This window comes from Streptomyces sp. NBC_00249 (genome assembly GCF_026342355.1).
Lineage (GTDB): Bacteria > Actinomycetota > Actinomycetes > Streptomycetales > Streptomycetaceae > Streptomyces.
In genome coordinates this window covers 866,693-892,338 of record NZ_JAPEMV010000003.1, presented here as the reverse complement: position 1 = coordinate 892,338, position 25,646 = coordinate 866,693, and the positions used below count along the sequence as shown (strand labels likewise).

Here is a 25,646-nt window from a genome sequence, read left to right as displayed (position 1 = left end):
CGTCTACCTGGATGGCAGTGCGAATTTGTCCGTCCCAGCGATCACGAGAAGCGACGCGACTGCCGTCGTCCCGATCTCGTCGAGAAGTCAGTCGATCGGGTGACTGCGGCGGCTGCCGTGCATGAGAGCAGGGCCTCTTGGTAGCTCGTGGGTGTCGAAGCCAACGTGCGGTCCAGGAGGCCCTGTTATCGCATTTCTACGGCACGCGGGAGTGGGGTCCACTTCAGCCACTCTCGCGCGTGTGACTGTCTGGCTCACAGGTTCGGGAACGCCAGAGACCACGGGGCGCGCGAGCGTCGGTATCCCACCGACATGTCGGACGCCGAGTAGGCGGTGGTCCGGCCACCGCTGCCGGTGCCGGGCTGGCTGCGGAGCCGGGGCGGGCAACCGGAGGCTTATTGCCACCGCGCGATGCTGGACGCGATCCGCTACCTGGTCGACAACGGCACGAAGTGGCGGGCCATGCCTGCCGACTTCCCACCGTGGGACCGGGTCTACGCGTTCTTCCGGCGCTGGCGCAACCACGATCTGGTCCGCGAGCGGGCCGGGCGGGACTCGGAGCCGGCGCGGGCGTGATCGACTCGCAGTCGATCAAAGCGGACGCGGGCGTCGGCTCTGACAGCCGCGGCCTCGACGGCGGCAAGCTGATCAACGGGCGCAAGCGGCACGTCGTGGTCGACACCCTTGGCCTGCTGCTCGCGGTGATGGTCACCGCAGCGGATATGGGCGACCGCGCCGCGGCCCAGGTCCTGCTCACCCAGGTCACTGCCGCGCACCACCTGCTGGCCCTGGTCTGGGCCGACGGCGGATACACCGGCAGCCTCGTCGCGTACTGCCTCGCGGCCCTCGCCCTGGTCCTCGCCATCGTCAAACGCAGCGACGACATGCGCGGCTTCGTCGTGCTGCCCAAGCGGTGGATCGTCGAGCGGTTCTTCGCCCACCTGATGCGAAGTCGCCGTCTCGTGCGCGACTTCGAGCGTTCCATCGCCAGCGCGGAGGCGATGGTCTACTGGTCGATGACGATGCTCATGACCCGCCGCGTTGCCCGGCCACGTCCTTCGCGAGCGTGAATCGGCCAGGTGCCGGCTCAATCAGCCAGCCGCGCGCCGTCAGCCGCTTGGCCTTCGATCGCAGTGCCTCCACCTTTCCCGGTACGGGGTCCAGGCCGGAGCAGGCGGCCATCTCCTGGCACGTCAACGCTCCTTGACCGAGTCGGTTACGGTCGCTGAGGGCCTGCAGGATGCGCTGGTAGTCCACCGACAGCGCCGACCAGGCCAGCCCCGCGCGCCACACCGGCACCACTGTTTTCGGCTTCGCCTCCTCCGCCAGTTCGGGCCGCGCCGGTTGCACACCGGGAGCCGGCAGACCCTCGAAGGCGGCGGGGCCGACGACGGCGTCGTTGCCCGGGGCCAGTACCTCGCCAACGCGTGAGCGGGCGATGACCCACTCGTTCCACTCCCGCTCAGCCAAGGCCAGCTCCGCCTGGAGGCGGTCGGCCTCCTCCCGCAGATCGTCGACGCGACGGCGAGCGGTGAGCTCACGCTGTTCCAGCAGTCCCACGACCGATGGCATCCTCGACCTCCACCAAAGCAACGACACGACACCACTGCCACGAGACCGCCGAACCTGTGCCTGACCAGCGAGAACGCAGTCCTCAAGCCCGGAAGACAACAACCTCTCAGAACATTGAGATCGCTAGACGCCTGGACCTGCGGACCCGCTACCAGCACGCACAGGACACTCTGGCTATGTACGACAAGCACGAGCACGACGACGAAGACGCCGTGAACAAAGCCCTCGCCGAACTCAGCGCCGTACTCGACGAAGCCCAGCTGGCGGTGCGCGGTTGAGCTGGAAGTGGGAGTACGCCTTCAGCGCCGAGGCGACAGCCCGGACGGCACCGGCCCCGTTTCTGCGGGAAGTGGAGAAGAAGGCCGACGAGCTGGTCCGCATGTGCGAGGTCACCTACCTGAGCGCATTTTGAACTGGATCCCGCATCTCGCCTCATGCCGCGATGATCCCAGTATGGGGCGTGCCCCTGCCGGGATGTCCGGGGGTGGTGCCGGAGGCATGTGAGTGCGGACCGCCACGGGATGGTGGCGGCCCGCACTCAGGCTGCCGGAGGCGTCCTGGCGTACAGGCAAGCTGTGCTGGTGGTATCCCGGCATTCCGGGTGCCGGCTACCTGGCGGGAGTCGCCACAGGGGGTGGATGGTATTGCCGACCTTGGCGGCCGCGGTCGGGGTGGCAGCCGCGTCACGGCCGAAGCCCCGGAACACCAGCCGAGGCCATGCCCTCCTCCGGAACCCGAGCGGGCGCCGTACAGCCCGCCGGCGCCGCCCGCGGGCACGGGGCACGGCGCCTTCCTGGTGGAGCACCCCGTCGCCGAGCCGATCGTCCCCGGGCAGATATCCCAGCCGTACTTCGCCCTGCCCGCCGTGCTCGCCGCCGATCCCGCGCCGCTGCACACGTACGGCGAGCACTACCCGCAGCTGCAAGGAGGTCCGGTCGGCCTGCGCGCACGAGGTCGGGGGCCCGGTGCAGGCGGGCGGCTCCTACTGCTGCGGAGCGAGACCCGAGGGCCCGTCGGCCTGACCGCCCAGGGCCCGCCCCGCCCGGGTCCACACCTGCTCGAACCAGATCGTCATGGCGCTGTCGTCCTCGCCCCACCGTCGGCCCCCGCGACGCGTGGGCGGCGGCGGGGCGGCCCGCCGTCAGAACAGCTGGTTGCCGCCGTAGTGGCAGTCCCACTGGCGGGCCGGGGCGCCGTTGTCCGTGCGCCAGTCCGCGATCTCCAGGCACTTGCCGCTGTGGCGGTTCGAAAGGACGGTCACGTCGATACCCACATCGTTCGTGAAGACGCCGATGTCCCAGCGCTGGTTGGCGCCTCCGTGGCAGTCCCACTGCCGGATCGCAGCGCCGTTGGCCGTGCTCCAGTCCGCGACCTCCAGGCACTTGCCGCTGTGGCGGTTGGACACCAGTGCGCCCGCGCTGCCGAAGGACGCGGCCCACAGCTGGTTGCCCCCGGCGTGGCAGTCCCACTGCCGGACCGCGGCGCCGTTGGCCGTGCTCCAGTCCGCGACCTCCAGGCACTTGCCGCTCTTGTAGTTCTGGAGCATCTGCCAGGTGCCGAGGTCACCGCCGTACGCGGCCGCGGGTGACGCGGAAAGGAACAACGGCACGAGCACAGCTGCCGCGAGCAGCCCGACGACGCGGCGCACTGACCTGACAAATCTGGGTCCCACAGGAAACTCTCCCTCATACACGGTCGGCAACAGGCCTGGGTACACGCCACCGTGGCTGCGGCAGCGGTGTTCTCCAGCGGCGCTGAATCTAGGGCCAAGGGGGACCGCGGGGGTGTGCGTGACGTGCAGGGTTTCTGTGCGCTACGTGCTACGGGGCGACCGGACGGGGGACATCCGTCCACGCGACTCTGCCGTCCTCAGTGCCCGGCCCCGCGGTCATGCCTTCCCGGCAGAACGGCACGCCGGTTCAGCCGGTACGGTGCCACGGGGTCGTCATCGCCGGCGCGTGCGGGACAGCCCTCGACGAGCGCGCCGGCGCGGCGTGGTGGCGGACGGCCGGCCGGCAGGCAGAGATCTCAGCTCCTCCCCGAACGGCCGACTCTACAGGCCTGGGTGACCCCGTCTCACGGGGTCCGGGCCTTCGGGCCGTTGGGGTGTCCGCTGCGCTCCCGCCCCGGCCTTCTGGCTTCGCCTCGAGGCCCTAGGCCGTCGGGTCAGCCGCTCTTGGAATCGTCAGCAGCGACGATTCTCGAACTCGACAAGGACGACCTCGGCCTCGCGGGCGCGGGCATCAGCGCACCCGACGTGATCACGGAGCTCCTCCTGCCGGTGTCCGAGCGGGACCGGGAGCTGCTCGTCTGTGTGGAGAGCAGCAAGGGGCGGCGCTGCAAGGCGGAGCTCAGCGGGGTGAAGAGCCCCTTCATGTACGTGCGCAAGCATCGCGGTCCCGACGGTGCTCTTCGACTGCGCGCGGCGCACCTTCCGACCGTTCATGAGATGACGGCGGAGGAGAGTGACCGGCACAAGGCCATGAAGGACTTCCTGGCCCGTACCGCGCAGGCGGCCGGTCTCGAATTCCAAGGACTCACGTGCGGGCAGCCACCTGTGGGTCCCCCTCAAGGACCGGAACAAGTGGGCCGACTACCGCAGCGTGGACAGCCCGGACCTCGCCAAAGCCGAGATGCTGGACGACGAGATCCACTACTCGGGCAGGAAAGCGGACACGACCTGCCGGTTCGGCGAGGACACCTGGAAACCCAGCGCCCCCTGAAGCCGCGCGGTATCGCCAGCGTGGAACTCTCCATCACAATCGACAAGCCGATCCCGGCACCCAGGACGGAGCCGGCTCCCGATCCGCAGGTCCATGGCAATGCCCCTGCCCCTGCGGCCCCTGCAACACCGCAGGCTGCTTCTCTCCTGCACCGCGGTGCGTGCGAGACCGGCAACCCGACATGCGGCCAGCCCGCCCGCTTCTACGCAGCCGGATGGCGCTGCGACCTACACCGGCCCCGCAGCTTCTGGGGATCCCAGGCACTCCCGCACCCTCAAGCCGTTGATCGGAGTCAGTAGGCGCCGTACGGGCTCCAGCCGCGGAGAAACGGCTTCAGATCGTCGGTGCGGGGTTCGGGGATCTCTGGAAGCCGAAGCTGCTGAAACATCGGATGGGCGCGCGCCACGTGTTCCGTGGCCCACTGCATCCACTCTTCAGCTGCCGTTCGTTCCGGCCCGGGTGGAAGCGTCGCCACGTGCGCGCGGGCGGCTTCCAGATAGTCGCCCAGGCGTGTCGCGCGGCGCCAGGCGGCCTCTTGCGATTCCAGCTGTCGGACGCGGTAGTCCTCAGCGTACTGGTCGCGGGCCTCGGCCATCGCGGCTTCCCGGCGCAGGCGCTTCTGCCGCGCCTGCTCGAGATCGGCTAGGCGCTTACGCTCGGCCGCCTCACCGCGCAGCCCGATCTCGTGGACTATTTCTGCGAGCTGTTCCTCCAAGGGGCGCTCGGCGCTGTCGACCCACTCGGACCCGTGGTGCCACTGGCCGCCGCTGAGGGCGATGCGCAGCCGCTCGGAGGGTGTGTAGTCGTACCGGGGGATCCTGATCCAGGGGGACTTCTTGGCTTCCCCGAGCTCCTTGTCCGTCGCAATGTGCTCGCTTCGGTCCTTCTCCTGCAGCACCCGGAACTCGACCGTCTGCCCCTGCGCTTTGATCGTGAAGTGCGGATGGGCAGGAGGCGGCGGTGAGGCGGCGTTGTCGCGCCCACGGTGCCAGCGGCACAGGGCCGAGGCGGCACGGCTCCACCAGGCATCGGCGTCAGGGCCCGACTTCAGGATCCTGCCGCCGGCTGCCTCCAGCTCCTCCAGGAGCTGGTCGGTGTACGTCTTACGCGGCTGTTGCGGAACACCGGGCGACGGACGTGGGGCGGTGGCTTTCGGCAGCCGGCGGATGGGAAGCGCTCGCACCGGGGCTTTCGGCGCCGGGTAGGTGCCATGGGCCAGGTAATGACGCCCTGCATCAGTCAGCACCGCATTCCACACCCCACCCCGCCTGGCTACCGTGACCAGCCCACGGTTTTGCAGAGCCTGACAGCTGGTCTTGTAGGTCGCGGAGGCCCCCTCGGGGCATCCCGTTCCGACCCACTCCAGCACCGCCAACTGCCGTTCGCTGAGTGTCTGCTTCACGCCGCGCGCCCTCTACTGCTCGACAAGTTCGGCCCGGATGCTGCCAGGGACAGAACCAGCCGGGGCGCCGTACCTAGCCGATTAGCCCGAAAGGATGTGCTCGCGGGTGACCAGGAGGGCTCAGCCGGCCTGTCATCGGAAGTGATTCTGCGGCGTCCCTCGGGCCGGATGCCGGTCGACGCCGCACGGTCGATGGAGGTGTCGGCGCTGAGCTCGGGTGTCGAGTGGGCGTGACACGCCACCTCGCCCATCGTTGAGCTGGGAGGTCAGCGAAGTGGAGGCCCCGGGATGTCGTGACCCCGGGGCCTTCTTGACGTCAGCGGTGAGGAGGCGGCGGCGAAATCATGGATCTTGCTTTCTACGGGTCGGACCCGATGGCAGCCGAGACGGCCGAGGTGGGTGACCACGACGGTGACGGCGGCCGATGGTGTTCCGGCGTGCAGGGGCTGCGGGAGCGGCACTCTGTCAGGGCACCGGGTGGCTGGTGGGGGTGTCACCAGGTGAGGATGAAGGCGCCGTCGCCACCCTTGGAGCCGTTGGCCCCTACTCCGCCATGCGGTCCGAAGCCGCCGTCCAGGCCCTTCCACTTGTCACCCTTGGCGTTGCCGACGTTGGGATCCCATTCGCCGCCCCCGCCGCCTACGCCTCCGTATCCGCCGTACGCTCCGGCGCCGCCGTGGCCGCCGGCACCGTAGGACACGGCCAGTGCGAGGGCCGCCGCGCCGCCACGTCCGGCGGCGCCGTAAGCGCCGGAAGACCCGCCCGCTCCACCCCGGCTGGTGCCGCCCTGCGGGTTCGTCTTGCCGTCTGAGCCCTTCGCACCGGCCTTGCCGGCCGCTCCGTTCAGACCGGCAGCCCCCTCCACTGCGGACGCCCGCGAGTGGCCGCATTGGTTGCTTGAGCTGGAGGCAGGGGCACCGCCGGCCCCGGCCGCGCCGCCGTCCTCGCCGCCCGCCCCGCCTGCGCCGGCGCCGGCGCCCCAGAGGTACGTGGTGATGGAGGTGACGCCGTCAGGGACGGTCCACAGCCATCGGCCCGGCCCCCACTGCTTCTTGTGCTCGACACTACGAAACTCGGCCTGCTGAGCGTGGACGGCCGGCGCTCCGCCCACCACGGACGCGCTCACCAGGGCAGTCGCTGCGACAATGCACCCCAAGACCCGCCATGCGTCCGACATGGACCGACTGGGAGAGGCCGTCGAGGGTGCCTGCCGGCGGATGGACCGGCGTTCCGGCGGGTGAACCTGGAGATCCTCGGGAACACCGACGGCTTCCTGCACGCGCACGTGTGGCCGCGGTTCGAGTGGGAGCCCGCCGACGTGGTGCGCAGGCCGGTCTGGCTGTATCCGCGCGCGAACTGGAGCGACGAGAGGTACGCCCTCGGATCGCGGCACGACCCGCTGCGTGAGGCGATCGGCGAAGAGCTGGACCGGCTCACCGGATGAGGCGGCCACCGCGCGGGGTTTCGACGCGAGGGGCTGCGAGGCGCGATTGTCCGCGAGCCGGGGAGCAGAACCCGGCTTTCTTCGCCGGGAGTTGAGCGGGGCCGCAAGGAAGCCGTTACGCATCACATCCGTGAACGTGCCGTATTCGTGCAGAAGTTCGGGGGAACATGTGTGCGTGGTGAAGGCGATGCGTGGGGTGTTTTAAGAAACCTTGTTGAATAACCATTGGATGGCTTGGCCACCTTGATTTGCGCCTGTCAATCGGCACAGGGTTCTGCAGAAGGTCTGACGCCCCACACGTCAACACGAGGAGAACCCTCCACATGGCAACTCACAAGCGCTCGCGCCGTTTTCGCTATGCAGCAGTGACGGCGGGAGCCGCCACGGCGGCCGCCGTGGCCCTGCTCGGCACCCCCTTGGCGGGGGCGGCGACGCCGGCCGAAGGCACGGTGTACGGACTCGGCGCGCCCGGCGCGATCAGCGGCAGCTACGTCGTCATCCTCGACGGCTCCGCGGACCGGCAGCAACTGGCCCACAAGTACGGAGGCGAACTGCAACGCACCTACACCTCCGGGGTCAATGGATTCTCGGCCTCGGGCCTGAGCGAGACGGAGGCCAAGCGGCTCGCCGCGGACCCGGCCGTCGGCAAGGTCGTACAGAACAAGAAATTCACCATCAACGCCTCCCAGGACAACCCCCCTTCATGGGGGCTGGACCGGATCGACCAGGTCGCAAAGACCGGTGACAAGAAGTACACCTACCCGGACAACGCCGGAGAGGGGGCCACCGCGTACGTCATCGACACCGGCATACGCGTGACCCACAAGGACTTCGGGGGCCGCGCCACGCACGGCTTCGACGCCGTCGACAACGACAACAGCGCCGACGACGGCAACGGCCACGGCACGCACGTCGCCGGCACCATCGGCGGCACCTCGCACGGCGTCGCCAAGAAGACGAAGCTGGTCGCGGTGCGGGTGCTGGACGACAACGGTTCGGGCACCACCGAGCAGGTCGTCGCCGGTATCGACTGGGTCGCCAAGAACCACTCCGGCCCCTCCGTCGCCAACATGAGCCTGGGCGGCGGCGCGGACGAGGCGCTCGACGAGGCGGTGCGCCGGGCGATCGCGTCGGGCGTCACCTTCGCCGTCGCGGCGGGCAACGAGTCGGCCGACGCCGGGCAGGGGTCGCCGGCCCGTGTCCGGGAGGCGATCACCGTGGCGTCGAGCACCATCGACGACGCGCAGTCCTCCTTCTCCAACTTCGGCTCCGTGGTGGACCTGTACGCCCCGGGCTCGGACATCACGTCCGCCTGGAACGACAGTGACACCGGCACCAAGACCATCTCCGGCACCTCCATGGCCACCCCGCACGTGGTCGGCGCCGCGGCGGTCTACCTCGCCGGGCACCCGTCCGCGACTCCGGCACAGACGGCGGCGGCCCTCACTGCGTCGGCGACCACCGGCGCGGTGACCAACCCGTCGACGGGCACCGTGAACAAGCTCCTGAAGGTGGCCCCGTAACGGCCTGAAGCCACCCAGCCCGATCGTCTGACTGCCCTCCGGGCCGCTCCCTCACGGTGCGGTCCGGAGGGCAGTCCTCATGGATCGACGTCAACGGTGAACTGCTTCTCGCGGTGGTCTCGGGAACGGCGGACCGTGGGGGGCCGCCCGTCCGGCGGCCGCGGGGGGAAAAGGCCGCGCGGCAGGAGCACCGACGGCACCACGGCGAGGAGGCAGCGGACCGCCCGGGAGGGGTTCACCATCCGGAGGCGACGGTGCCCCGCCCGGGTCCAGATGTCCAGCGCCCGCAGCGCCGTCGTCGACTTCCTCGCTCCGCCACCCGTGGATGTTCAGCAGCAGGCCGTCCAGCGGGCCGCCGACCAGTTCGGCGTAGGTCCGGTGCGGAAGCGGGCCGGGGTTGGGTTGTCGTGTTCCGCGCCGTAGACACGGCCGTTCAGCACCTGCTCGTCACCGTTCATCCGACCAGCCTTCCAGCCGCCACCGACACGCGATCCGGGCGGCAGGCCCCGAACGCGGGGTGTTCCTCTTCCCCACGGCTACTGCGTGGGGAAGAGGTGTCGGCGCGTGCGACCGGCTTGCCCACCGCGGGTGATCTGCGGAAACACGTGGTGTCCGATTCGCCCGGCTCCCACCTCCGGTCACACCTGCGGTCCCCCGCCTAGTGATCTGGTTCGGAGATGCGTGAGCAGTAGCGGCAGATGCGGTCGAGGATCTGGTCGGCAGTCTTGGTCCATTTGAAGGGCCTGGCCTCGTCGTTCCAGACCTTGATCCAGTTCTCGAGTGCGGCCTTGAGGTCGTCGAGGGAGCAGAAAACTCCGCGTTCGAGGCAGCGCCGTTCCAGCTCGGCGAACCACCGCTCGACCTGGTTGATCCACGACGAGTACGTGGGTGTGAAGTGGAGCTGGAAGCGGGGGTGCGCGAGCAGCCACTTGTGCACCACCGGTGCCTTGTGGGCGGAGAGGTTGTCGCAGATCACGTGGACCGCCAGGCCCTTGTCGGTCTGGCGGTCGATCTCGTCGAGGAAGTCCCGGAAGTCCACGGCCCGGTGCTGCGCGGACAGTTTCGTGATCACCTTGCCGGTTGCGGTGTTCAGGGCGGCGAACAGATCGACGGTGCCGTGCCGGACGTAGTCGAAACTTCGCCGCTCGGGGACTCCAGGCAGCATCGGCAGCACCGGTGCGGTCCGTTCCAGGGCCTGGATCTGCGGTTTCTCGTCCACAGCGAACACCACCGCGTTGGCCGGCGGGGCGAGGTAGAGGCCGACGACGTCACGGATCTTGTCGATCAGAAACGGGTCGGGGGAGATCTTGAAGGTCTCGGTCCGCCACGGCTGCAGGCCGAAGGCGTGCCAGATCCGCAGCACGCTCGCCGGAGAGATCCCCACGGCTTTGGCGAGCTCCCGCTTGGACCAGTGCGTCCCGCCCGCGGGAGTCTCTTCAAGGGTGCGGACCACCACCTCTTCGACCTGGGCATCCGTGATGGTCCGCGGCACCCCGGGCCGTGGCTCGTCCGCGAGCCCGTCCAGCCGGTCCCGCAGGAACCGGGCCCGCCACTTGGTGACGGTCCCCCGGTTCACGCCCAGTCGGGCGGCCACCGCCAGGTTCGGCCCGCCCTCCGCGCACGCCAGCACGATCCGGGCCCGCAGGGCCAGACCCTGCGCGGTCTGGCGGCGCTTGACCCAGTTGTTCAACACCTGCCGCTCGGTCTCACTCAAGACCAGCGGCTCCAGCCTGCTGTCACCCACAAACCACAGCAGACCGAAGCCGACCAGCACCCGTCAGCCGAACCCGGGAACTGGTACGGAACACGACTCACGTGGTGCCGAACGAACTCACAACCAGATCACTAGTGCACCCCCTGCAGACAACTGTCCAGCCCCCCTTCCGGTGCAACCCTCACGGAGGCTCAGCGGGAGGGCTCCCAGCCTTCGGGGGCCAGCGCCTCGCCACTCCACGAAGTCGGGGGCGGTGAGGTCCACGTCCTCGGCGTTCTCCAGCCCGGCCGCCGCGAGGAAGACCCGGATGGCGGACGGGCGGTGCGCGACCCCGATGGCGACGCCGTCGTAACGCACCCGGCGCCAGCCCTGCTCGTCGGGCGGGTACACGATCAGCTTGGCAGCCATGCGCCCAGCCTCTCCCCCGTCCCTCCCCACCCGCACCCGGCCGCGCGCGAACAGGTGACGCCCACCCCGGGCCGCAGCTCGCGGACAGCCGCACCGACGCCTCCGGCCGCGGAGTACGTTCGGGAGTACGGGGTGCGGCCCTGGCCACCAGGGCCGCGACGGGGGCCGCACCCCGACAGCACGAGAACGTCATGCCCCGTGGCCGGAGCCAGGCTTCGAATCCCTCGTGCGGGTGGAGCCGAGACCGCCGGCGAACCGCCTCGCTTCCACCGCCGCCGCAGCGGTCATGAAGCCGATCGACGAGCAGCGCCGACGGGGACGAAGACACCGTCCGGGCCGTCATGGCCACACTGGAAGAGCGCTGGGCCACCTCGGGCATCGCCGACGTACGCCGGGATCCCGGCGAGCCTGGTGTCCGGGCCCGAATCTACGCCGACGTCCTGCGCCCAGGCCGGGAAGGCCCGTAGCCACAGGCCCTGGGCAAGCCGCCTCTCGCGGGTGGCTTGCCCAGGGTCGCCTTGGGCTTGCCCAGGCGCTCAGGATTGGCTGGCGGCCAGCTCCCACAGCGGGCGGGCAAGCCCGGTGCCGTCGCAGTGGAAACACCGGCCCCCAGGCGTGCTGCGGGCGCCGATGGTGCCGACGGCCTGGCGCAGGAGCTGGGTGAGGCCGTGGACGTGGGCGGGGTGCAGCGTGAGTTCGTGCCGGGTGCCCACCAGGATCTCCAACACCTCCCCTTGCACGGCGTAGCCCGGAGCCGCACGGACAGAGCTGGTCAACGCGGATGTGAGGGCGTGCAGGTGGGCCATCGTCTCTCCCTCGGACAGCTCCACCCGCGCCCGGAAGAGGACGTCGTCCGGATTAGGAGGGACAGCAGCACCTCCGGCCGTTCGAACGACTCGAAGCGGTCGACCGGCTCGGGGTGGGAGGCGTGAAAGCGGGTGAGGGCGTGCCACATGTCGTCGGGATCGTGGCGCTGGAGTGCGGCCACGTCCTCTTGCATCTTGTTTTGTGCCATGGCTCCGGTCTACGGGCAGCAAGGCAGCGTCGGCCGACCCTGGGCCTCCGCGTCCCTCGTACGGATCAATTCAGGGCATCTTCCCCCGGGCCCACTCGCCCGGCAATCGTCACTCAGAGTTCATGCTCCACGGAAAGTGAGCCAGAACCCGAGTTTCGATGGCGCTTCGCGTCAGCGATCTTGGCCTGCGGTCCGTGCGGAGCAGTCGTGTCCGTCGCCGGGCAGGCCCATGACGTTCAGCACGGGTTCCTCGCCCTCGGGGATCTCGAAGGTGAAGTTCGCTCCTGACGCGATCGCCGTGAGCGAGCACTGGTTGCCGAAGGTCAGAGGAGCATGCGGCTCCCAGGAACAGCCGGCCCTGTCCAAGGCGGAAACGACGTCCGCGTGCTTGAGCCCTGCCGGGAAGGTGCCTGTCCCCCCGACAACCGACGGAGGGAGTTCGACGACGTCACGCCAGGTCTGGACGCAGATGAGGGAAACCTCGCGGCAGCGGCAGACACTCAGCTCAAGGTCTCCGTAGGCGAAGAGTCGCGGCCACTTTCTGTTCCGGCTCATTGTTCCGATGTCCCACGGATCGCCGAGTGCTGCGGTCACATCGTTCCAGCCGGCCCCGCTGAACACCGGGCCCAGCCGACCTGTCTTCGCCATGCTGGTCAGGACATCGAGAATCTCCACAAGGCGGAGCCTGACAGGTGCCCTGACCAGCAGTCCAGCGGTTTCAGGGGGTCAGCCCGCTGCGGGTTGTTCGGTTCGGGATCGGGTGCTGGCGAGGCGGTAGGAGTCCGTGCCGGTCTCGATGATGGTGCCGTTGAAGGTGAGCCAGTCGACGATGGCCGCGCAGAGGCGAGGGTCAGTTAGTCGTGGTGTCCGTAGCCGCGGCCGTCACCGTGCCAGTCCAGGAACAGAAACCGTGTCGGGCCAGGGCGCCGGGGCCGGCCCGGTGGCTGATCGTGGCGTGCGGTAGTGGCCGTTGTGGTCGGCGTTCGACGTGCTGTCCTCCCGCCGACCCTCGATCGCGGTGAAATCGCGCTCGCCCACCACGGGGTCGGTGCCTTGGCGGGACTGCTTGATCTGCAACCGCAGCTTGGCCCCGTCGAAGATCGTCGGATCGTCCACCTCGCGGAATGCGGGGCCGTCCCACTTCACTTCGGCATACGCGTAGACCGTGCGCTGACAGTTCGGGCCGTGGATGAGGTTGCGCGGCGGCTGGCGGATCTGTTGCTCCCCTCCGTCGCGGATGTCGTCGTGCTGTCGGGGGACGTTCGGAGGAATTACAGAAGTGGCTGTTACGAGGCGTTGAACCCGTTCGGCGCAGGGCTATGGGCGGCGGCATCGGTGAGGCGGGACGCTGCGGTCCATGGGCCTCCTGGGCAGGGATCGGACCTGCCGCCTCCGGGGGTCAATGCGGCTTGACGTATGCCCTCTACAAGGGAGAGTTACAGATATGTCCTCATTGGGCAACACGCGCCATTTTCGCCGGTTCAGGCGTGATTCGGGGCCAGAGTGGGGCTCCTCGGCAGGACGCCGGGAACTGTTCGGAGCCCGTCCGGCGTGCATGAGGCCGGGCCGGGCTGACCGCCCAAGGAGTCATCCGCATGTCTGCTTCTCTCGCCACCCGCCGCACTCTCGCCGGCCTCCTGGCCGTCGGCGCCCTCATCGGCGCCGCGGCGGTACCGGCCGCCGCCGACGACCACCGGCGCGACCACCGCGGCCCGCACTCCTCCATCGCCATCGGCGACGTCGAGAACGCCGACCGCGGGCGCGACCAACGCGCCCTGAACCGCGAATGGGTCGAGGTGAAGAACACCGGTCGCCACAGCGTCAACCTGCGCGGGTTCACCCTCACCGACCGCGACGGCAACCGCTACCGCTTCCAGGACCTCCGCCTCGACGGCCACTCCAGCGTCAAGGTCCACACCGGCAACGGACGCGACACCCACCGCGACGTCTACCAGGACCGCCGCCACCAGATCTGGGACGAGCGCGACACCGCCACCCTCCGCGACAACCGCGGCAACGTCATCGACACCGAAAGCTGGGGCCGCCGCGGACACCACCACCACCGCTGACCCACCCCGGCAGCCACACCCACCGGGACCGTGAACTGCCACCAGCTGAACCGAGGGCGTGCCACGGCAAACCAGCCGCGGCACGCCACACCCATGCAGACCCGCACCCAACCTCTGACGGGGCTCGACGAATCTCCCCACCCGACGCTCTGGGGTGAGACAGACCTGCACACCCAAGTTCCCCACCACCGGGGTGCTGACCAGCGGTCGGGTGCCACAGCGAAGTCCTTGTCCGTGAGAACGCGCAGCAGGTGTTGAACTTGTTGCGGGGCACCTGGTGAAGGGCAAGGTCGATGCTCATGAGAACGGTGTCCGCTGTCACTGAACCTGGATCGTTGCCATCCAAGGTGGACCGACCAGCTGAACAGGTCTGACGGCTCCGTTGTTAGGGTCCGGTCCTGTGACTCTTTCAAATCCCGCAGCCAAAACGCGGTTCCTCGTCCTGCACGACTATGGGATGGGCGGTTCATGGTGGTGGGTCCACGCGCGGTCGGCCCGGGAGGTCCTGGAAACGTTCGCGTGGACCGAGGTTGTCACCAGGCAGGAGTCGGTGACCTGGGCCGAGGGCGACAAGCTCGAAGAAGTCGACATCGATGCGCCACTCATGCCTCCAGGTCTGGACGACCTGCGGGCCAAACGCGACGTACAGCGCGGGCTTCCTGGCTTCGGCGCGCTCGCGGACAGGAGCATCGTGTATGTGCGGCGCCACTGGGACGGCGAGGACGACGGCGGCCCGGTCTACCTCATGGAGGTTGAATCGGACGGGCGCCGGACCCGCGAAGTGGAGCTGGCTGAGGACGGGAGCGGCCGCATCAGGAGCGGACCTGACGACTGGCCCTTCAACCCGCCGGTCGTCGACTTCTTCGACCCGGAGTTGGCAGGCCAGGAGATCACCCGGGAAGAGTTCGAGGAGCAGTGGGAACGCGCCGTACCCGCTTCTGGCCTGTAGCCGCCCACGGCACGTGATCCGGCGGACTCCGCCCCAGCCCTCCACACCGAGAACGCGTCACTCAAGCGCCGCCTGGACCAGATGACGTGAGAGCACCGCTCACTCCAGGAGCGACTCGAAGGCGCCCGCTCCAACCTGCGGTTCGCCGAGAAGCGCATCGCCGACCTCGAATCCCAACTTCTCGAACACACCCGCGAGGAGGATCGGACCGGCGCAGTGCCGTACTGACCCGCGAAGCCGTGGCGAGCTGGTGCTGGTGCTCTTGCGCTTGGCAGTCAGGATGGCTGGACCTGGTCGAAGAGGGCGAGGGCTTCGGCGGGGTCCGGGCTCACGAGGCGTTCCAGACCGGCCGTCGTGATCTTCGCCCACCTGCCGGCCCGTGCCCACATCTGTTCCTCGAAGGCACGAACGGCCTCGTCCAGATCTTCAGGACCGATAGTGATGGACTCGGCGAGTTCGGCGCCTTCCAGCATCGCGAGGTTCGCGCCCGCCCCCAACGGGGGCATCAGGTGGGCGGCGTCGCCCAGTAGCGTCACCCCGGGGACGTGGGTCCAGGTGTGGGACACGGGCAGGACGTAGAGGGGGCGGTGGACGAACGCGGTGCCGTGGCGGAGGAGGCCGAGGACGGGAGCGGCCCAGCCGTCGAACAGAGCCAGCAGGCTCGATCGCACGGCCTCGACGTCGGCCAGGTCCAGGTTCGTGTTCCAGTCCAGCGGCGCGCGGAACTGGGCGTACACCTTGACGTGACCGCCGCTGTTGCGCTGGGCGACGAGAGCTCGGTTCACGCCGTACACAGCCACGGAACCGTCGCCGATCAACCGGGCGAGGTCGGGGTGGCGGGTGTCGACGCCGTCGAGGGAGGTCTCGACATAGGTGACGCCGGTGTAGTGCGGCGTCACCGGCGAGACTGCCGGGCGGGTCCGGGACCAGGCGCCGTCCGCGCCGACCACGAGGTCGAACGTCTCCTGCCGCCCGTCCGCGAAATGGACCAATACGCCGTCCCGGGTTCCCGGCACCACCTGCGTCACGCCCCGACCCCACCGGACGTCGAGAGGGCCGAGCAGCAGGTCACGGAGTTGCCCGCGGTCGATCTCGGGATTGGCCCGATCACCTGGACGGGGTCGCCAGTCGCGCAGGACGGTCCCGGCCGTGTCCAGGATGCGCATCGCCTGCCCCTCAGGGCGAGACAGCCCCTGGAACTCCGCCAGCAGCCCCGCCTTGTCCAGCGCGAGCTGGCCCAGCCCTTCGTGCAGGTCCAGCGTGCCGCCCGGGGGGCGGGCGTCGGGGGCGTGATCGCGTTCGAGGACGGTGACGGGGTGGCCATGGCGGTGTAGGACCCGGGCGAAGGTAAGGCCGGCAGGGCCGCTCCCGACCACGGCGATACGGTGTCTCATGTCGATACACTGTATTTCCCCATTGCTCTGCATCGCAACAGAACGGTGTGACCATGACTGTGTGGGACCGGCCGGAGCCGCCGGCTCAACCTGTGCCGCTCGACCGGGAGCGGATCGTCGCCGCCGCCATCGCGCTGGCCGACGAGGGCGGGCTGGAGGCGGTGTCCTTGCGAAAGGTCGCCGCCCGACTGAACGCCGGCCCGATGCGGCTGTACGGATACATCTCCACCAAGCAGGAGCTGTTCGACCTCATGGTGGACGACGTCCAGGCCGAGGTTCTCCCCGAGGAGCAGCCCGGTGACTGGCGGGAGGCGCTGTGCATCCTCGCCCATGGCACCAGGCAGGCCGCTCTCCGTCATGAATGGCTGGCCGACCTGCTCGGCGGCCGCCCGACCCTGGGCCCGAACGGCCTCGCTGTAACCGAGGCCACCCTGGCCGCCCTCGACGGCCTCGCCGACATCGACACCGTCATGCGCGCCGTGGAGACTGTCAGCGCCTACTTCACCGGCGCGATCAGGCGCGAGATCGCGAACCTGCGGGCCGAGCGCGCCACGGGCCTGTCCAAGCGCGACTGGCAGCGCGCCTCCGGCCCTCATGTGACGAGAATGTTGGCCACCGGCCGCTTCCCGGCGCTGGCCAAAGCCGTGTACGACGGCACGGACGTGGACGCCGAGACATCCTTCGCGACCGGCCTGGACTGGGTCCTGGACGCCTTGGCCGCCAAACTCACCCGGCCACCGGCGTGACGCTCAGCTCTTGCCGAATGTGAGCGAGGTCGGGGTCGCGCGGATCGACCGTTGGTGAACGACCCGTCGACGTGCAAAGCCGCTGCTTTGATGTGCGGCTCAACACCGTCACGGACATCTACGCGACACATCGCCTCAGTTCAGAGTTCACCCGCACACATCGAGCGTCGGTAAAGGCGACTTCTCACCCGAGGACTGCGACGACTACCTCGCCCGCCGGCTCTCCCGCGACGGCCAGCCCCTCATCAACGCCGCCGTCCGGCAGAGCATCACCGACCGCGCCCACGGCCCGCCGCACTACCTCGATCTATCGGTACTCCGCTTCTTGGAGATCCGCCGTACCCGAGAGCCGGTCCCCTCCGACTTCGACCACGACTTCGGCGCCCTGATCGCCCGAACCCTCTCCGACCTCACCCCCGACGAGCGCCACGTCCTGCGCTCCATCAGCCCGCTGGACGCTTTCGGCCTCACCCTCGCCACCGCCACCGCGGCCTGGCGCACGAGGCCCCGGCCCAGCGGCTGATCGAGCGGCCTTTCATCCGAGAACAGCCCTTCGGGCTGTGGCCGTACCACCTGGTCTTGAGGCCGCCCGAGCGCTGCGGGCCGAGATCCGCGACACCGGCATCACTGCGGCTGAGGCAGTCCTCGAACTCGTCCTTGCCTTCCACCACGCCGTCCAGAGGGAGGAGGACAAGGTCCGCGCCGTCATCGACCGGCTGCGTGAACTCGCCCGGACCGGGGACTACGCCTACTACGCCGACATCGCACCCTTCATGGCCGGCCTCCGCCTGCCCAACGGCTCCTCCGCCCACTGACTCGACGGCCTTGAGACGGTGCGCGCCCGCTGGCAGCAGCTCGTCCAAGACCGCCGAGCCCGGATCGGAACACCCGAATGGACGCCGACAGACACCGCCAGGCCCCCAGGGACAGATGGCGGCGGGAGGACGGCAACACCGCTACGAGCGTCCCCGGCCATCCGGGTGGGCTTGTTCCCGCACGGACATCCGGGGGTAGCGCCGGGCCGTTGATGTGGCGTGGCCAGCTGCTCGTGCGACTTTGGCACCATCTGCGGGCCGGCGATGACGGCCGCCGGTTTCCTCCGCCGCATCCAGGCCCGGGCCAGCGGCAAGAAGAGGCAAAGCGAAGAGGGGACCACCAGGAATGTGCTGGACGTCCTTTCCTGCCGGCTACAGGGCAGCGGCCCGGTTCTCTTCGTGAACCCTTCGGTGGCGTTCTCTCCCTACCTGCACAACGGCCACCGCTAGCACCACCAGCACGACGAAGGGCCCTCCCAGCTCACAACGGGGAGAGCTCTTCCGGCGCCCGTCACTCGCGGTGCCGCAGCCGCCTTACGGTCACCCGGCAGGGGTGGACGTGCATTGGGGGTGGTTGATGCAGTTGAGATTGGCTCCTTCGAGGTTGGCGCCGGTGAGGTCGGCCTCCGCGAGGTCGGCCTCGGCGAGATTGGCTCGCCTGAGATCAGCGCTGGCGAAGACCGTGTGACGGGCCTTGGCGCTGGAGAGGTTGGCACCCTCAAAGTTGGCGCTCTGGGCGTTGGCGTTGTCGAGGTTGGCACTGAAGAGGAGGGCGCTTGTTGCCTTCACGCCGGTGAGCTTGGCCTCGCTGAGGTTCGCCTCGGTGAGGTTCGTGTCGGTGAGGGTGGCGTCGGTGAGGTCCGCGGCAGAGAGGTCGGCCCCAAGGAGGTTCGCCCCGGCGAGGTCAGCCTCGGTGAGGTCGGGCTTGACGCTGGGGTTGTCCGTACGCCACTGGTTCCACTCCGCCACGCTCCTTTTGAGCAGAGCGACTTGGTCGGCATCGGCTCGCTGAGAGGCGACGGCCACACTGAGGGTGGGGCTGGCGTAGGCCGCGGGGACGGTCAGCGCATAACCGGAGAGGATGAGCGCGGCGATTAGGGTACGGCGGACGGTGGTGTTCGTTCGCATCCTGAATTCCTTTCGATTGGGCGAGGCTCCCGTTGGGTGACGTGAGCAACTCCAGACCTGCCCCCCGTAAGGGTCAATCTCACCTTTGAGGGATGGGAGGCACTCTTTTGGTTGCGTCCACGGTCCTGCGAATGCATGACAAATGGCTCGCACCCCGTCGGGGGTAAGGGGTGGTTAGTGGAGCCGGCCCGCTGCGACTACTGCCGCGCATTCGAAAAAGGAAACACGTCACAGTGGAATTGCTTGACGGAATTTGATTTAATTCCATTGCTTTTCTGCACAAATGGCGAGAGGGCTAGGTCGTATCCGATGGGTCATGTGACGCTCCTGCTGGGAGCTCGTTTCGGGTGGTATGAAGCGGGGAGATCCTTCGGATGAAGAGTGGGCTCGGCTGGAGCCGCACTCGCCGGCGAATCGCGGGCGGGGTGGACTCTGGCAATGCCACCGTCGCGTGATCAACGGGATTCCGTTCCGGCAGCGAACCGGCCTCCCCTAGTGCTGTGACCGGGAAGGTTCGCCGGTTGAGTGCGCTGAGCCCCCGCAGCGGCGGACGAGGGGGGGTGGGCATGACGCGGAGACCGTCGATGGACGAGGCCGTGGGACTGCTTGAGGGCGAATTGGAGGCCGGGCGGCGGGCGCTTGCTGACATTGACACGGAAGACGCCTGGCTTGCCTACCTCCGATTCGGCCGACGGCTGTTCGGCGTCCCGGACACACCCGATGCTGATGGCCTTCTATTCCAGTACGGGACCTACTCGTTCGACGGTCCTCCGACGTTCACACTGGACCTCACCCGACAGTTCGAGATCGCCGACAGCCACGGCGAACACGACCACTACGTCCAGGTCCATTGCGAGCTTCGATACGGACTCGCACCAGCCCTGCAGGCCCTGGGAAGCTTCGACTCGTGGTTCTGGCGCCCGCCCCAGCGAAGGCCTTCTCGCTGCGGATGCGGGCACGCTCGCGTCGTTGGGCGGCCAGGACGGTCGGGGTGGCGGGCATGTCGGTTGCGCCAGCGCAGCCGCCGGTCGGGCGGATGCCCAGCGGGCCGAACTCGTCGAAGGCGAACGTGCGGGTGGGCCGCTCGTTGACGGGGTAGTCGATCCGCTCCAGCTTGGCGTCGAAGTCCGGTCCGGGGACTCCTTCCAGGTCTTCGTCCTCTGGAAGGAGATCCCGCGGCGGGCCAGTAGACAGCGCAGGGTCTCGCGGCCGATCCGGACATGCCTGGCTAGGTTGCGTCGCAGGTGATCGGCGAGATTGCGGATCGACCAGCGGGTGCTGGTGCCGGAGGGCGGCAGTGTGGAGCGGGCCGTCCGGCAGGCGCAGACGGCGGCGGCCCGGACCGAGGACGGCCGGCACGCGGCCCGGACCGTGACGGTGAAGACGGCGGAGCACGTGGCGCGGAACGTGGTGGATCTGAACGCGCGGCCTGAAGGCGGGCGGCTCGGTCCGGTAGGCCGTGAAGATGAACGTGGTGGACGCGACGGAGCTGGAGATCTCGTTCGCGCCGGCCAAGGGGCAGCGGCCCTGGGACGGGAACGAGCCGGGCATCGCGATCGGTGACGGGCCCAGCGAAGTGCGTCACGTGCCACGGCGGGTTGACGGCCTACGGGCCGAGCATCGTCTGCACGGTGCGGCGGCCGGACGAGGTGACGGTGTCGTACCGGCTGAAGGCGCGGCCGGAGGGTGGCGGCCCTGGAGGATCAGGGCGGCCGCCACCCTCCGGGTGTGGAACGAGGACCGGTGCAACCCGGCCTCCGTGGGGCAGTTCGCGGTGGGCAGCCGCCGCCCGGTGCGCGGCCGGCACGACCTGCTGGCGCGCGGCAAGGACGGCCGGCTGTGGTCGCACCGTGAGATTGGGCGATGGGGCAGCGCCGTTCGAGAAGAAGCCCACGGACCTGGTCGGCAAGGGCTTCGGGCGGTACGACCGGCTGGTGAAGCTGTCCCCGGTCACGGGGCGGAACTCAGGCGACGGGGTCGTTGGCCGGGACCGGTCGGGCGTGCTCTGGTTTTACGGGATGGACCGCTACGACGGCTTCGTCCCGCGGACCCGGGTCAGCGGCGGCTGGAACGCGTACGACGAACTGGTCGGCGCTTCCGATGTGACGGTTGACCGGGCGGCGGACCTGCTGGCCCGCGACCCGAAGGGGAACCTGTACGTGTACGAGGGGCGGACCGGTCCGAACTGGCAGTTCGGCGACCGGACCACCCTCGATGGCAGCTGGGAGCGGTACGACCGGATCGTCGGGGCCTCCGACGTGACGGGTGACGGGAACCCGGACCTGGTGGCGCGGGACCGGGCCGGGGTGCTGTGGCTGCGCGCGGGCGCCGGGAACCTCACCGACCCGTTCCGTGCCCGTACCCGGATCGGTGCGGGCTGGGGCATCTACCGCTCGCTGTCGGGCCCGGGTGACCTGATGGACGACGGACGGGCGGACCTGGTGGCGCAGGACGCCGCGGGTGTGGTGTGGCTGTACCGGGGCACGCGACGCACTGCTGTAGGAGGTCCGGTTCCGGCGGGGTTCGCTCCGGAGTGTGATCCGCGGGCAACTGCAGCGAAGGGAGCGGGTACGGGGCTGACGCTGGCCGAGGAAGTCGTGCTGCTCGCCACGGAGGAAGTCGTGCTGCTCGCCACGGACGGCGCGTCCGGTGCCGTACGACGACGTACGCAGGTCGGACGAGCGGCGGCTGGTGGTCTGCTGATCGACCTGGTCCTGCTGAGCGCCGGACGCATCTCTCCGGTTCCGGACCGCGACGTCGGCGAAGCCGTTCCCCCGCAACGCCCGCCGCTCCGCCTGCCTGACGACAGCGCGTACGCGCCCGTGCCCGCAGCGCCGCAGCGCCGCAGGAAGCCGACCGGTGGTTCGTGTGCCCGGTGGCGGCCTACGCGGCCCAGCACGCGGCCGGACCAGCCGTCCCGCCCTCCCCGCCCCTGCGGTACTCCCGACACCGCCCTGGCCGAAGCAAAGGAACTCGGCTGGATCGTCGTCAGCATGAAGGACGACTGGACACCGTGTTCTCACGGTAGAAGGCGGTCAGCCTGCCGCCCGGCGCCGGTGTTCGGACAGGGCTCAAACATCGTGCAGCCCTCCCACAACGCGGCCGCCTCTCCCGTGCAGGACCGGAACAGGCGAATGGGCGCCCCGCGGCACTGGCGTTCCCTCCCCGAGGCATGCCGCTGCGGACCCGCTCCACCTCGCGACGACCCAGCCGAGTTTCTCGGACCTGCCGAGGGGGTCACGGCGGCAGGCCCTCAATGCTGAAGCGCAACCTTCAGAAGCACGATGATCAACCCCAGGAACAGATTGATCGCACCGGCAATCACCATCAGTCCGCGCGGGGCGCCGACGCGGCTGGCGGCCAAGGCCGCCCAGCCCACCTGTCCGGCCAGAGCGACCCCGAGTGCCAGCCATGCCATCCCCTGAGGTCCCAGCCCGAAGAGTGGGCTGATGGCCGCGGCGACGGCCGGTGGGACAGCCGCCTCGATGATCGGGCGCTCTTCCCTGCACGTACGGCGGACCACGCCCCAACTCAAGTGGTGCACCATCCGGACCCCGAAAAGTCGGGAGAAGACGTGTGCGGCCCAGAACACCACACCGGTGCACAGCAGCAGCAGGACGAGTTGCAGCCGAGGAAACGTTCCGGGCGTTCCGGCACCGACCACCACGGACGCGGCGAGCAGCGAGCCGTAGATGGCACCCGTGTAGTCGGCTCGGACCGCCGAGGCTGCCGGATCCTGCCCCGGGCTTCTGCTGTTCATGTCCCCAGAGTCGCCGAGCAGACCCTGATCCGCACGCGAGAGAGCACCGAAGGCCGTCTCGCGCTGACCTGCTTCCCGACCTGCCCGGAGGACTGCTCCATCAGCTCTGCCGCGGGATCCGGCCGCTCACGGTCAAGGATCGCGACCAGTAGGTACTCCAACGGTGTCGGCGTCCATCGCGTCCGCGCGGGCGGTGGTCGCCATCAAGGACCCTTCAGTACCTCTGCCCGGACGGCATCATCACGGGAAACGCCCGCATCAGCAACTCCTGAGTCGTGCAACAACCCGCCGCAGAGCCACAACCCCCGAGAACGAGTCCCGGGGGATCAACGAACCCACCTCACCCCACGTCCCACGACAGCTGTCCCACCCCAGAGAAAGTGGATTCCCACCGGCCCCATATCGGCAATATGTTCGATGGCAGCGCATGCACGGTCGGGAAGGAACCCAGGTTGCGACCGAGGGGCGGGGGGCGGGGGTGCTCATGAGCGGGTTCCTCTCGGCGGGCGGCACTGCGGCGAACCGTTTCGCCGACCCGGCATTCCCGCCGACACACAGCAGCACACGGACGTCACAAGCAGCCACCAGATAGCCCTGCGGCCTGGGCAGCGAGGGTCCCGGAACGATGCGGCACGTGTCGTCTTCGACGGAGGCTTGCCCACGGCATCTGACCTGTGCAAACGGAAGATCACCAGCGTCGGGGGTTCACACCTCCGGTAGTACCTCCGGTCCCCCGCCTAGTGCAACCGTGCGGACAACTGTCCAGCCCCCTTCCGGTGTAACCCTCCTGCGGGCCGGGGCTCAGCGGACCGATCGGCCCGTGCACGGGTCACGTCTGCGAGGCACAGGATGGGACAGCACAAGCCGCGCAGCCCGCGCGGTGAGGGCGGGCAGCCGACGGAGTGGTTCGGCACCGCGTTCCACTCCGTCCGGGGGATGCAGCACCTGGATGTCCGCCGGTCCGGCAACGGCACCTGCGCAACGACGAGGACGGCCGGGGCCTGAACGAGATGGGTGCAGCCCTCAAGGCCGGGCGCCGGCACGTCTACAGCGTGACCCACGAGCCCGGCGCCAGGACCGTCCGCGTCCGGCACGCGCCGGCGGTGCTCCGCCCACAGCGCCGGATGGTCACGCCAGTTGGGCAAGACCGTCGTGGGCGCAGTGAACCCGGCGATGGTGGCGGCACCGACCTTGCCCGGGTTGGCGGGTTGGACCAGGAGGTCCGCGGCCGTGACGGTGAGCGCGTCCTGGACGGGGCGGCCGTCGTAGCGTTCGTAGGCGCCGTCGAAGACCACGCCGGGCCTGTGCCAGGTGGTGCCGTCCCACCAGTAGCCGCCGTGCCGGTGTGGGTAGCGCGGGCAGCGGCGGGGTGTCAGAGGCGGAGGGCGTGTACGCCTTCGTCGTTCGCGAAGTACAGAAGGCCGTCGGCGGCGAGTGGCGGGGGGCCCGAGGTACTCTCTCCCGCACTGACTCGCCAGAGGGCCTTGCCGGTGCTGGTGTCATAGCAGTACCAGTCCCGCAAGTAGCAGATGAACAGGAGATTCCCGGGGGCCACGTCCGCCGCATAGGAGGAGTCAGGGCGCCTACTGCGCCAGCGTTCACGCCCGGTGTGCGCGTCATAGGCTCGCAGCGTCGTGCGGTCCTCGTCGATGCTGTCCTCGCTCCAGCTCAGATACGCGCAGTCCCTGTCAGCGGCGATGTCGGGGCTTTCGTTGAGCGTGGTCGAGAAGGCGGGCGCGGTCCAGCGGCGCTTGCCTGACGTGGCGTCGAAGGCCTGTAGCTCCTGTTGGTCGCCCCGGCGTCGGCCGGGCGCGCTGATATAGACGGCGTCGCCGTGCGCCACCGCCACCGAGGCGTGCGCCGCTGGTGCGGTCCAGCGGACGTCGCCGGTGCGCGGGTCGTACGCCACCAGCTTCGAGCCGATGCCGACGTTGCCGTCGCGCCCGAAGAGCAATCCCGCGGCGTAGGCGTCCAAGGTGCACCGGCCCCCCGACTTCTCCGGCGGTGCCGACCAGCGGACAGCGCCGGTGCGGGGGTCGAGTGCGGTCAGGCTCTTGTCCGGCGGGTTGACGTACGCGAGGCCGTCGCGCACTTCCAGGATCGAGGCTTCGGTGTGCCACAGCAGGTCCCCGTTCCTCGTGTCGAGTGCATACAGGGCAATGGGCGGCGGGTCAGGATCATCGTCGTAGGTGTGCGGCAGAAAGCTGACCAGGGCGACGGAACCGCTGGTCCACACGGCCCCCGCGCTGGGCTCACGCAGGCGGCTTGCCGGGGCCTGGCGCCACATCTGCTCGCCGTCTGCGGTGCGCAGCGCGTGCACGGCGCCGCCGTCCGTGGCGACGAACACGGCACGCGACGTCACGGCCGGTGCGCCGGGGAGGGCGCCGGCCAAGGGCGCCCGCCAGCGCTCGCGCCCGGTGGCCGCGTCGATCGCGTACAGCCCCTCGTTCTTCGACCTGACGTAGAGCACGCCGTCCTGATGCACCACGTGGTCGAAACCCTTGCCGCTGCCGTCCTTGTCCAGCAGAGCCAAGGTCCACAGCGGCGTGCGAGCCAGCGGCTTGGCCTCCTCCGGTGCGCCGCCGATGACGTCGCACGCGGAGGTGGTGAGGGCGAGCCCGCCAACCGCACCGGTCGCCAGCTTCAGGACCTGGCGGCGGCCGACGTTCTGCTGTCCCCCCGGTGTACCCATCGGGGCAGGCTAAGCGACGATCGCGGACCATGGCTACATCCACAGGACGACGTCTACGGCGGCGAGCATCGCTCGGTATTCGTCCACGACGGCCTGGTCTTCGGGGCTGAGGGCGCCGGGCGTGGCGCAGCGGTGAGAGAGGCGCTTCATCGGGCGGTCTCCGTCTCGGGGAAGGGGCGGGTTCGGCGCGGTCCATGCCGATCGGATCCGTGAAGCGCTGGGTGAGGCCGCAGGTGCACTGCAGGCCGTAGGGGAGGTCCTGCTCGTCGTTCCGTGTGGTGGTGACGGCGAC

Annotated in this window: 25 protein-coding genes and 5 pseudogenes; 14 read left to right on the top strand and 16 right to left on the bottom strand. The window is 69.3% G+C overall.

Annotated features, from left to right (window positions below):
* Positions 1–333 precede the first annotated feature (333 nt).
* Together OOK31_RS18050 and OOK31_RS18045 are read left to right on the top strand one after the other, a co-directional pair.
* Entirely contained in the window at positions 334–576 is a 243-nt protein-coding gene (locus tag OOK31_RS18050) for a transposase (RefSeq protein WP_323188222.1), read from the top strand.
* The gene (locus OOK31_RS18045; protein WP_267088250.1) at positions 573–1,070 is read left to right on the top strand and encodes a transposase; all 498 of its coding nucleotides are present in this window, start codon (positions 573–575) and stop codon (positions 1,068–1,070) included. The genes OOK31_RS18050 and OOK31_RS18045 overlap by 4 nt, the downstream gene beginning before the upstream one ends.
* Here the strand turns inward: OOK31_RS18045 and OOK31_RS18040 are convergent.
* Complete coding sequence (locus OOK31_RS18040) at positions 1,027–1,572, bottom strand: hypothetical protein (protein WP_267088249.1); 546 nt, start codon at positions 1,570–1,572, stop codon at positions 1,027–1,029. The genes OOK31_RS18045 and OOK31_RS18040 overlap by 44 nt on opposite strands.
* Positions 1,573–1,846: 274 nt before the next feature.
* Here OOK31_RS18040 and OOK31_RS18035 point away from each other — a divergent pair, with 274 nt between their 5' ends.
* Positions 1,847–1,984, top strand: coding sequence for a hypothetical protein (locus tag OOK31_RS18035; protein ID WP_267088248.1), 138 nt, complete (start codon positions 1,847–1,849; stop codon positions 1,982–1,984).
* 729 nt (positions 1,985–2,713) lie between these two features.
* On the opposite strand, the gene OOK31_RS18030 is transcribed toward OOK31_RS18035, so the two are convergent.
* The 3 genes from OOK31_RS18030 to OOK31_RS18020 form a co-directional block, all read right to left on the bottom strand.
* On the bottom strand, positions 2,714–3,220 hold the full coding sequence (locus OOK31_RS18030; RefSeq protein WP_267088247.1) for an RICIN domain-containing protein: 507 nt from the start codon (positions 3,218–3,220) through the stop codon (positions 2,714–2,716).
* Between the two features lie 1,367 nt (positions 3,221–4,587).
* Entirely contained in the window at positions 4,588–5,697 is a 1,110-nt protein-coding gene (locus tag OOK31_RS18025; RefSeq protein WP_267088246.1) for a hypothetical protein, read from the bottom strand.
* A 493-nt stretch (positions 5,698–6,190) separates the two neighbouring features.
* Positions 6,191–6,823 carry a hypothetical protein gene (locus OOK31_RS18020; RefSeq protein ID WP_267088245.1) on the bottom strand — a complete coding sequence of 211 codons (633 nt, stop codon included), beginning with the start codon at positions 6,821–6,823 and terminating at the stop codon, positions 6,191–6,193.
* A gap of 43 nt (positions 6,824–6,866) precedes the next feature.
* Between OOK31_RS18020 and OOK31_RS18015 the strand changes: the two are divergent.
* A pseudogene (locus OOK31_RS18015) lies at positions 6,867–7,141 on the top strand (diadenosine tetraphosphate hydrolase); the annotation flags it as partial.
* Between the two features lie 323 nt (positions 7,142–7,464).
* The gene (locus OOK31_RS18010) at positions 7,465–8,664 is read left to right on the top strand and encodes a S8 family peptidase (protein WP_267088244.1); all 1,200 of its coding nucleotides are present in this window, start codon (positions 7,465–7,467) and stop codon (positions 8,662–8,664) included.
* Between the two features lie 329 nt (positions 8,665–8,993).
* Here OOK31_RS18010 and OOK31_RS18005 read toward each other — a convergent pair whose 3' ends face one another.
* The 3 genes from OOK31_RS18005 to OOK31_RS17995 form a co-directional block, all read right to left on the bottom strand.
* Complete coding sequence (locus OOK31_RS18005) at positions 8,994–9,122, bottom strand: hypothetical protein (RefSeq protein WP_267088320.1); 129 nt, start codon at positions 9,120–9,122, stop codon at positions 8,994–8,996.
* A 200-nt stretch (positions 9,123–9,322) separates the two neighbouring features.
* Positions 9,323–10,408, bottom strand: coding sequence for an IS630 family transposase (locus tag OOK31_RS18000; protein WP_267088243.1), 1,086 nt, complete (start codon positions 10,406–10,408; stop codon positions 9,323–9,325).
* Between the two features lie 87 nt (positions 10,409–10,495).
* Positions 10,496–10,786, bottom strand: a complete 291-nt coding sequence (locus tag OOK31_RS17995) for a hypothetical protein (protein ID WP_267088242.1) — start codon at positions 10,784–10,786, stop codon at positions 10,496–10,498.
* A gap of 326 nt (positions 10,787–11,112) precedes the next feature.
* Here OOK31_RS17995 and OOK31_RS17990 point away from each other — a divergent pair.
* Positions 11,113–11,253 (top strand): annotated as a pseudogene (locus tag OOK31_RS17990) (DUF6207 family protein); the annotation flags it as partial.
* Positions 11,254–11,322: 69 nt separating this feature from the next.
* On the opposite strand, the gene OOK31_RS17985 reads toward OOK31_RS17990, so the two are convergent.
* The 4 genes and pseudogenes from OOK31_RS17985 to OOK31_RS17970 form a co-directional block, all read right to left on the bottom strand.
* Complete coding sequence (locus tag OOK31_RS17985; protein WP_267088241.1) at positions 11,323–11,511, bottom strand: hypothetical protein; 189 nt, start codon at positions 11,509–11,511, stop codon at positions 11,323–11,325.
* A gap of 461 nt (positions 11,512–11,972) precedes the next feature.
* Positions 11,973–12,476, bottom strand: a complete 504-nt coding sequence (locus OOK31_RS17980; protein WP_267088240.1) for a hypothetical protein — start codon at positions 12,474–12,476, stop codon at positions 11,973–11,975.
* Positions 12,477–12,527: 51 nt separating this feature from the next.
* A pseudogene (locus OOK31_RS17975) lies at positions 12,528–12,656 on the bottom strand (AAA family ATPase); the annotation flags it as partial.
* Positions 12,657–12,683: 27 nt separating this feature from the next.
* Positions 12,684–12,917, bottom strand: a complete 234-nt coding sequence (locus OOK31_RS17970; RefSeq protein ID WP_267088239.1) for a hypothetical protein — start codon at positions 12,915–12,917, stop codon at positions 12,684–12,686.
* Positions 12,918–13,396: 479 nt separating this feature from the next.
* On the opposite strand from OOK31_RS17970, the gene OOK31_RS17965 reads away from it, so the two are divergent.
* Together OOK31_RS17965 and OOK31_RS17960 are read left to right on the top strand one after the other, a co-directional pair.
* Positions 13,397–13,870, top strand: a complete 474-nt coding sequence (locus tag OOK31_RS17965; RefSeq protein ID WP_267088238.1) for a lamin tail domain-containing protein — start codon at positions 13,397–13,399, stop codon at positions 13,868–13,870.
* A gap of 400 nt (positions 13,871–14,270) precedes the next feature.
* Complete coding sequence (locus OOK31_RS17960) at positions 14,271–14,819, top strand: hypothetical protein (RefSeq protein ID WP_267088237.1); 549 nt, start codon at positions 14,271–14,273, stop codon at positions 14,817–14,819.
* A gap of 275 nt (positions 14,820–15,094) precedes the next feature.
* Here the strand turns inward: OOK31_RS17960 and OOK31_RS17955 are convergent, their stop codons facing one another.
* Complete coding sequence (locus OOK31_RS17955) at positions 15,095–16,213, bottom strand: NAD(P)/FAD-dependent oxidoreductase (RefSeq protein WP_267088236.1); 1,119 nt, start codon at positions 16,211–16,213, stop codon at positions 15,095–15,097.
* A 53-nt stretch (positions 16,214–16,266) separates the two neighbouring features.
* On the opposite strand from OOK31_RS17955, the gene OOK31_RS17950 reads away from it, so the two are divergent.
* The 3 genes from OOK31_RS17950 (at position 16,267) to OOK31_RS17940 (ending at position 17,774) form a co-directional block, all read left to right on the top strand.
* A complete protein-coding gene (locus OOK31_RS17950) occupies positions 16,267–16,959 on the top strand; it encodes a TetR/AcrR family transcriptional regulator (RefSeq protein ID WP_267088235.1) in 693 nt (230 codons plus the stop codon).
* Positions 16,960–17,284: 325 nt separating this feature from the next.
* Positions 17,285–17,482: a hypothetical protein gene (locus tag OOK31_RS17945; RefSeq protein ID WP_267088234.1), complete on the top strand. Its 198-nt coding sequence runs from the start codon at positions 17,285–17,287 to the stop codon at positions 17,480–17,482.
* Positions 17,483–17,519: 37 nt separating this feature from the next.
* Positions 17,520–17,774 (top strand): hypothetical protein, encoded by a 255-nt coding sequence (locus tag OOK31_RS17940; protein WP_267088233.1) that lies wholly within the window; start codon positions 17,520–17,522, stop codon positions 17,772–17,774.
* Between the two features lie 540 nt (positions 17,775–18,314).
* On the opposite strand, the gene OOK31_RS17935 is transcribed toward OOK31_RS17940, so the two are convergent.
* Positions 18,315–18,902, bottom strand: a complete 588-nt coding sequence (locus OOK31_RS17935; protein ID WP_267088232.1) for a pentapeptide repeat-containing protein — start codon at positions 18,900–18,902, stop codon at positions 18,315–18,317.
* A gap of 352 nt (positions 18,903–19,254) precedes the next feature.
* Here OOK31_RS17935 and OOK31_RS17930 point away from each other — a divergent pair.
* Positions 19,255–19,395 (top strand): annotated as a pseudogene (locus tag OOK31_RS17930) (IS5/IS1182 family transposase); the annotation flags it as partial.
* Positions 19,396–19,928: 533 nt separating this feature from the next.
* Here the strand turns inward: OOK31_RS17930 and OOK31_RS17925 are convergent.
* A pseudogene (locus OOK31_RS17925) lies at positions 19,929–20,200 on the bottom strand (IS630 family transposase); the annotation flags it as partial.
* Between the two features lie 552 nt (positions 20,201–20,752).
* On the opposite strand from OOK31_RS17925, the gene OOK31_RS17920 reads away from it, so the two are divergent.
* Positions 20,753–22,165 (top strand): VCBS repeat-containing protein, encoded by a 1,413-nt coding sequence (locus OOK31_RS17920; protein WP_267088231.1) that lies wholly within the window; start codon positions 20,753–20,755, stop codon positions 22,163–22,165.
* On the opposite strand, the gene OOK31_RS17915 is transcribed toward OOK31_RS17920, so the two are convergent.
* Positions 22,156–22,662 carry a hypothetical protein gene (locus OOK31_RS17915; RefSeq protein WP_267088230.1) on the bottom strand — a complete coding sequence of 169 codons (507 nt, stop codon included), beginning with the start codon at positions 22,660–22,662 and terminating at the stop codon, positions 22,156–22,158. The genes OOK31_RS17920 and OOK31_RS17915 overlap by 10 nt on opposite strands.
* An 849-nt stretch (positions 22,663–23,511) precedes the next feature.
* Between OOK31_RS17915 and OOK31_RS17910 the strand changes: the two genes are divergently transcribed.
* Positions 23,512–23,667: a hypothetical protein gene (locus OOK31_RS17910; RefSeq protein ID WP_267088229.1), complete on the top strand. Its 156-nt coding sequence runs from the start codon at positions 23,512–23,514 to the stop codon at positions 23,665–23,667.
* 367 nt (positions 23,668–24,034) lie between these two features.
* On the opposite strand, the gene OOK31_RS17905 is transcribed toward OOK31_RS17910, so the two are convergent.
* A complete protein-coding gene (locus OOK31_RS17905) occupies positions 24,035–25,354 on the bottom strand; it encodes a PQQ-like beta-propeller repeat protein (RefSeq protein ID WP_267088228.1) in 1,320 nt (439 codons plus the stop codon).
* Positions 25,355–25,646 lie beyond the last annotated feature (292 nt).

Bases quoted from the DNA above. Each gene is read 5' to 3' on its own strand.
- OOK31_RS18040 (WP_267088249.1), bottom strand. From the start codon at position 1,572: ATGCCATCGGTCGTGGGACTGCTGGAACAGCGTGAGCTCACCGCTCGC.
- OOK31_RS18010 (WP_267088244.1), top strand. From the start codon at position 7,465: ATGGCAACTCACAAGCGCTCGCGCCGTTTTCGCTATGCAGCAGTGACG.
- OOK31_RS18005 (WP_267088320.1), bottom strand. From the start codon at position 9,122: ATGAACGGTGACGAGCAGGTGCTGAACGGCCGTGTCTACGGCGCGGAA.
- OOK31_RS17995 (WP_267088242.1), bottom strand. From the start codon at position 10,786: ATGGCTGCCAAGCTGATCGTGTACCCGCCCGACGAGCAGGGCTGGCGC.
- OOK31_RS17965 (WP_267088238.1), top strand. From the start codon at position 13,397: ATGTCTGCTTCTCTCGCCACCCGCCGCACTCTCGCCGGCCTCCTGGCC.
- OOK31_RS17955 (WP_267088236.1), bottom strand. From the start codon at position 16,213: ATGAGACACCGTATCGCCGTGGTCGGGAGCGGCCCTGCCGGCCTTACC.
- OOK31_RS17950 (WP_267088235.1), top strand. From the start codon at position 16,267: ATGACTGTGTGGGACCGGCCGGAGCCGCCGGCTCAACCTGTGCCGCTC.
- OOK31_RS17935 (WP_267088232.1), bottom strand. From the start codon at position 18,902: ATGCGAACGAACACCACCGTCCGCCGTACCCTAATCGCCGCGCTCATC.
- OOK31_RS17915 (WP_267088230.1), bottom strand. From the start codon at position 22,662: ATGAACAGCAGAAGCCCGGGGCAGGATCCGGCAGCCTCGGCGGTCCGA.
- OOK31_RS17910 (WP_267088229.1), top strand. From the start codon at position 23,512: ATGGGACAGCACAAGCCGCGCAGCCCGCGCGGTGAGGGCGGGCAGCCG.
- OOK31_RS17905 (WP_267088228.1), bottom strand. From the start codon at position 25,354: ATGGGTACACCGGGGGGACAGCAGAACGTCGGCCGCCGCCAGGTCCTG.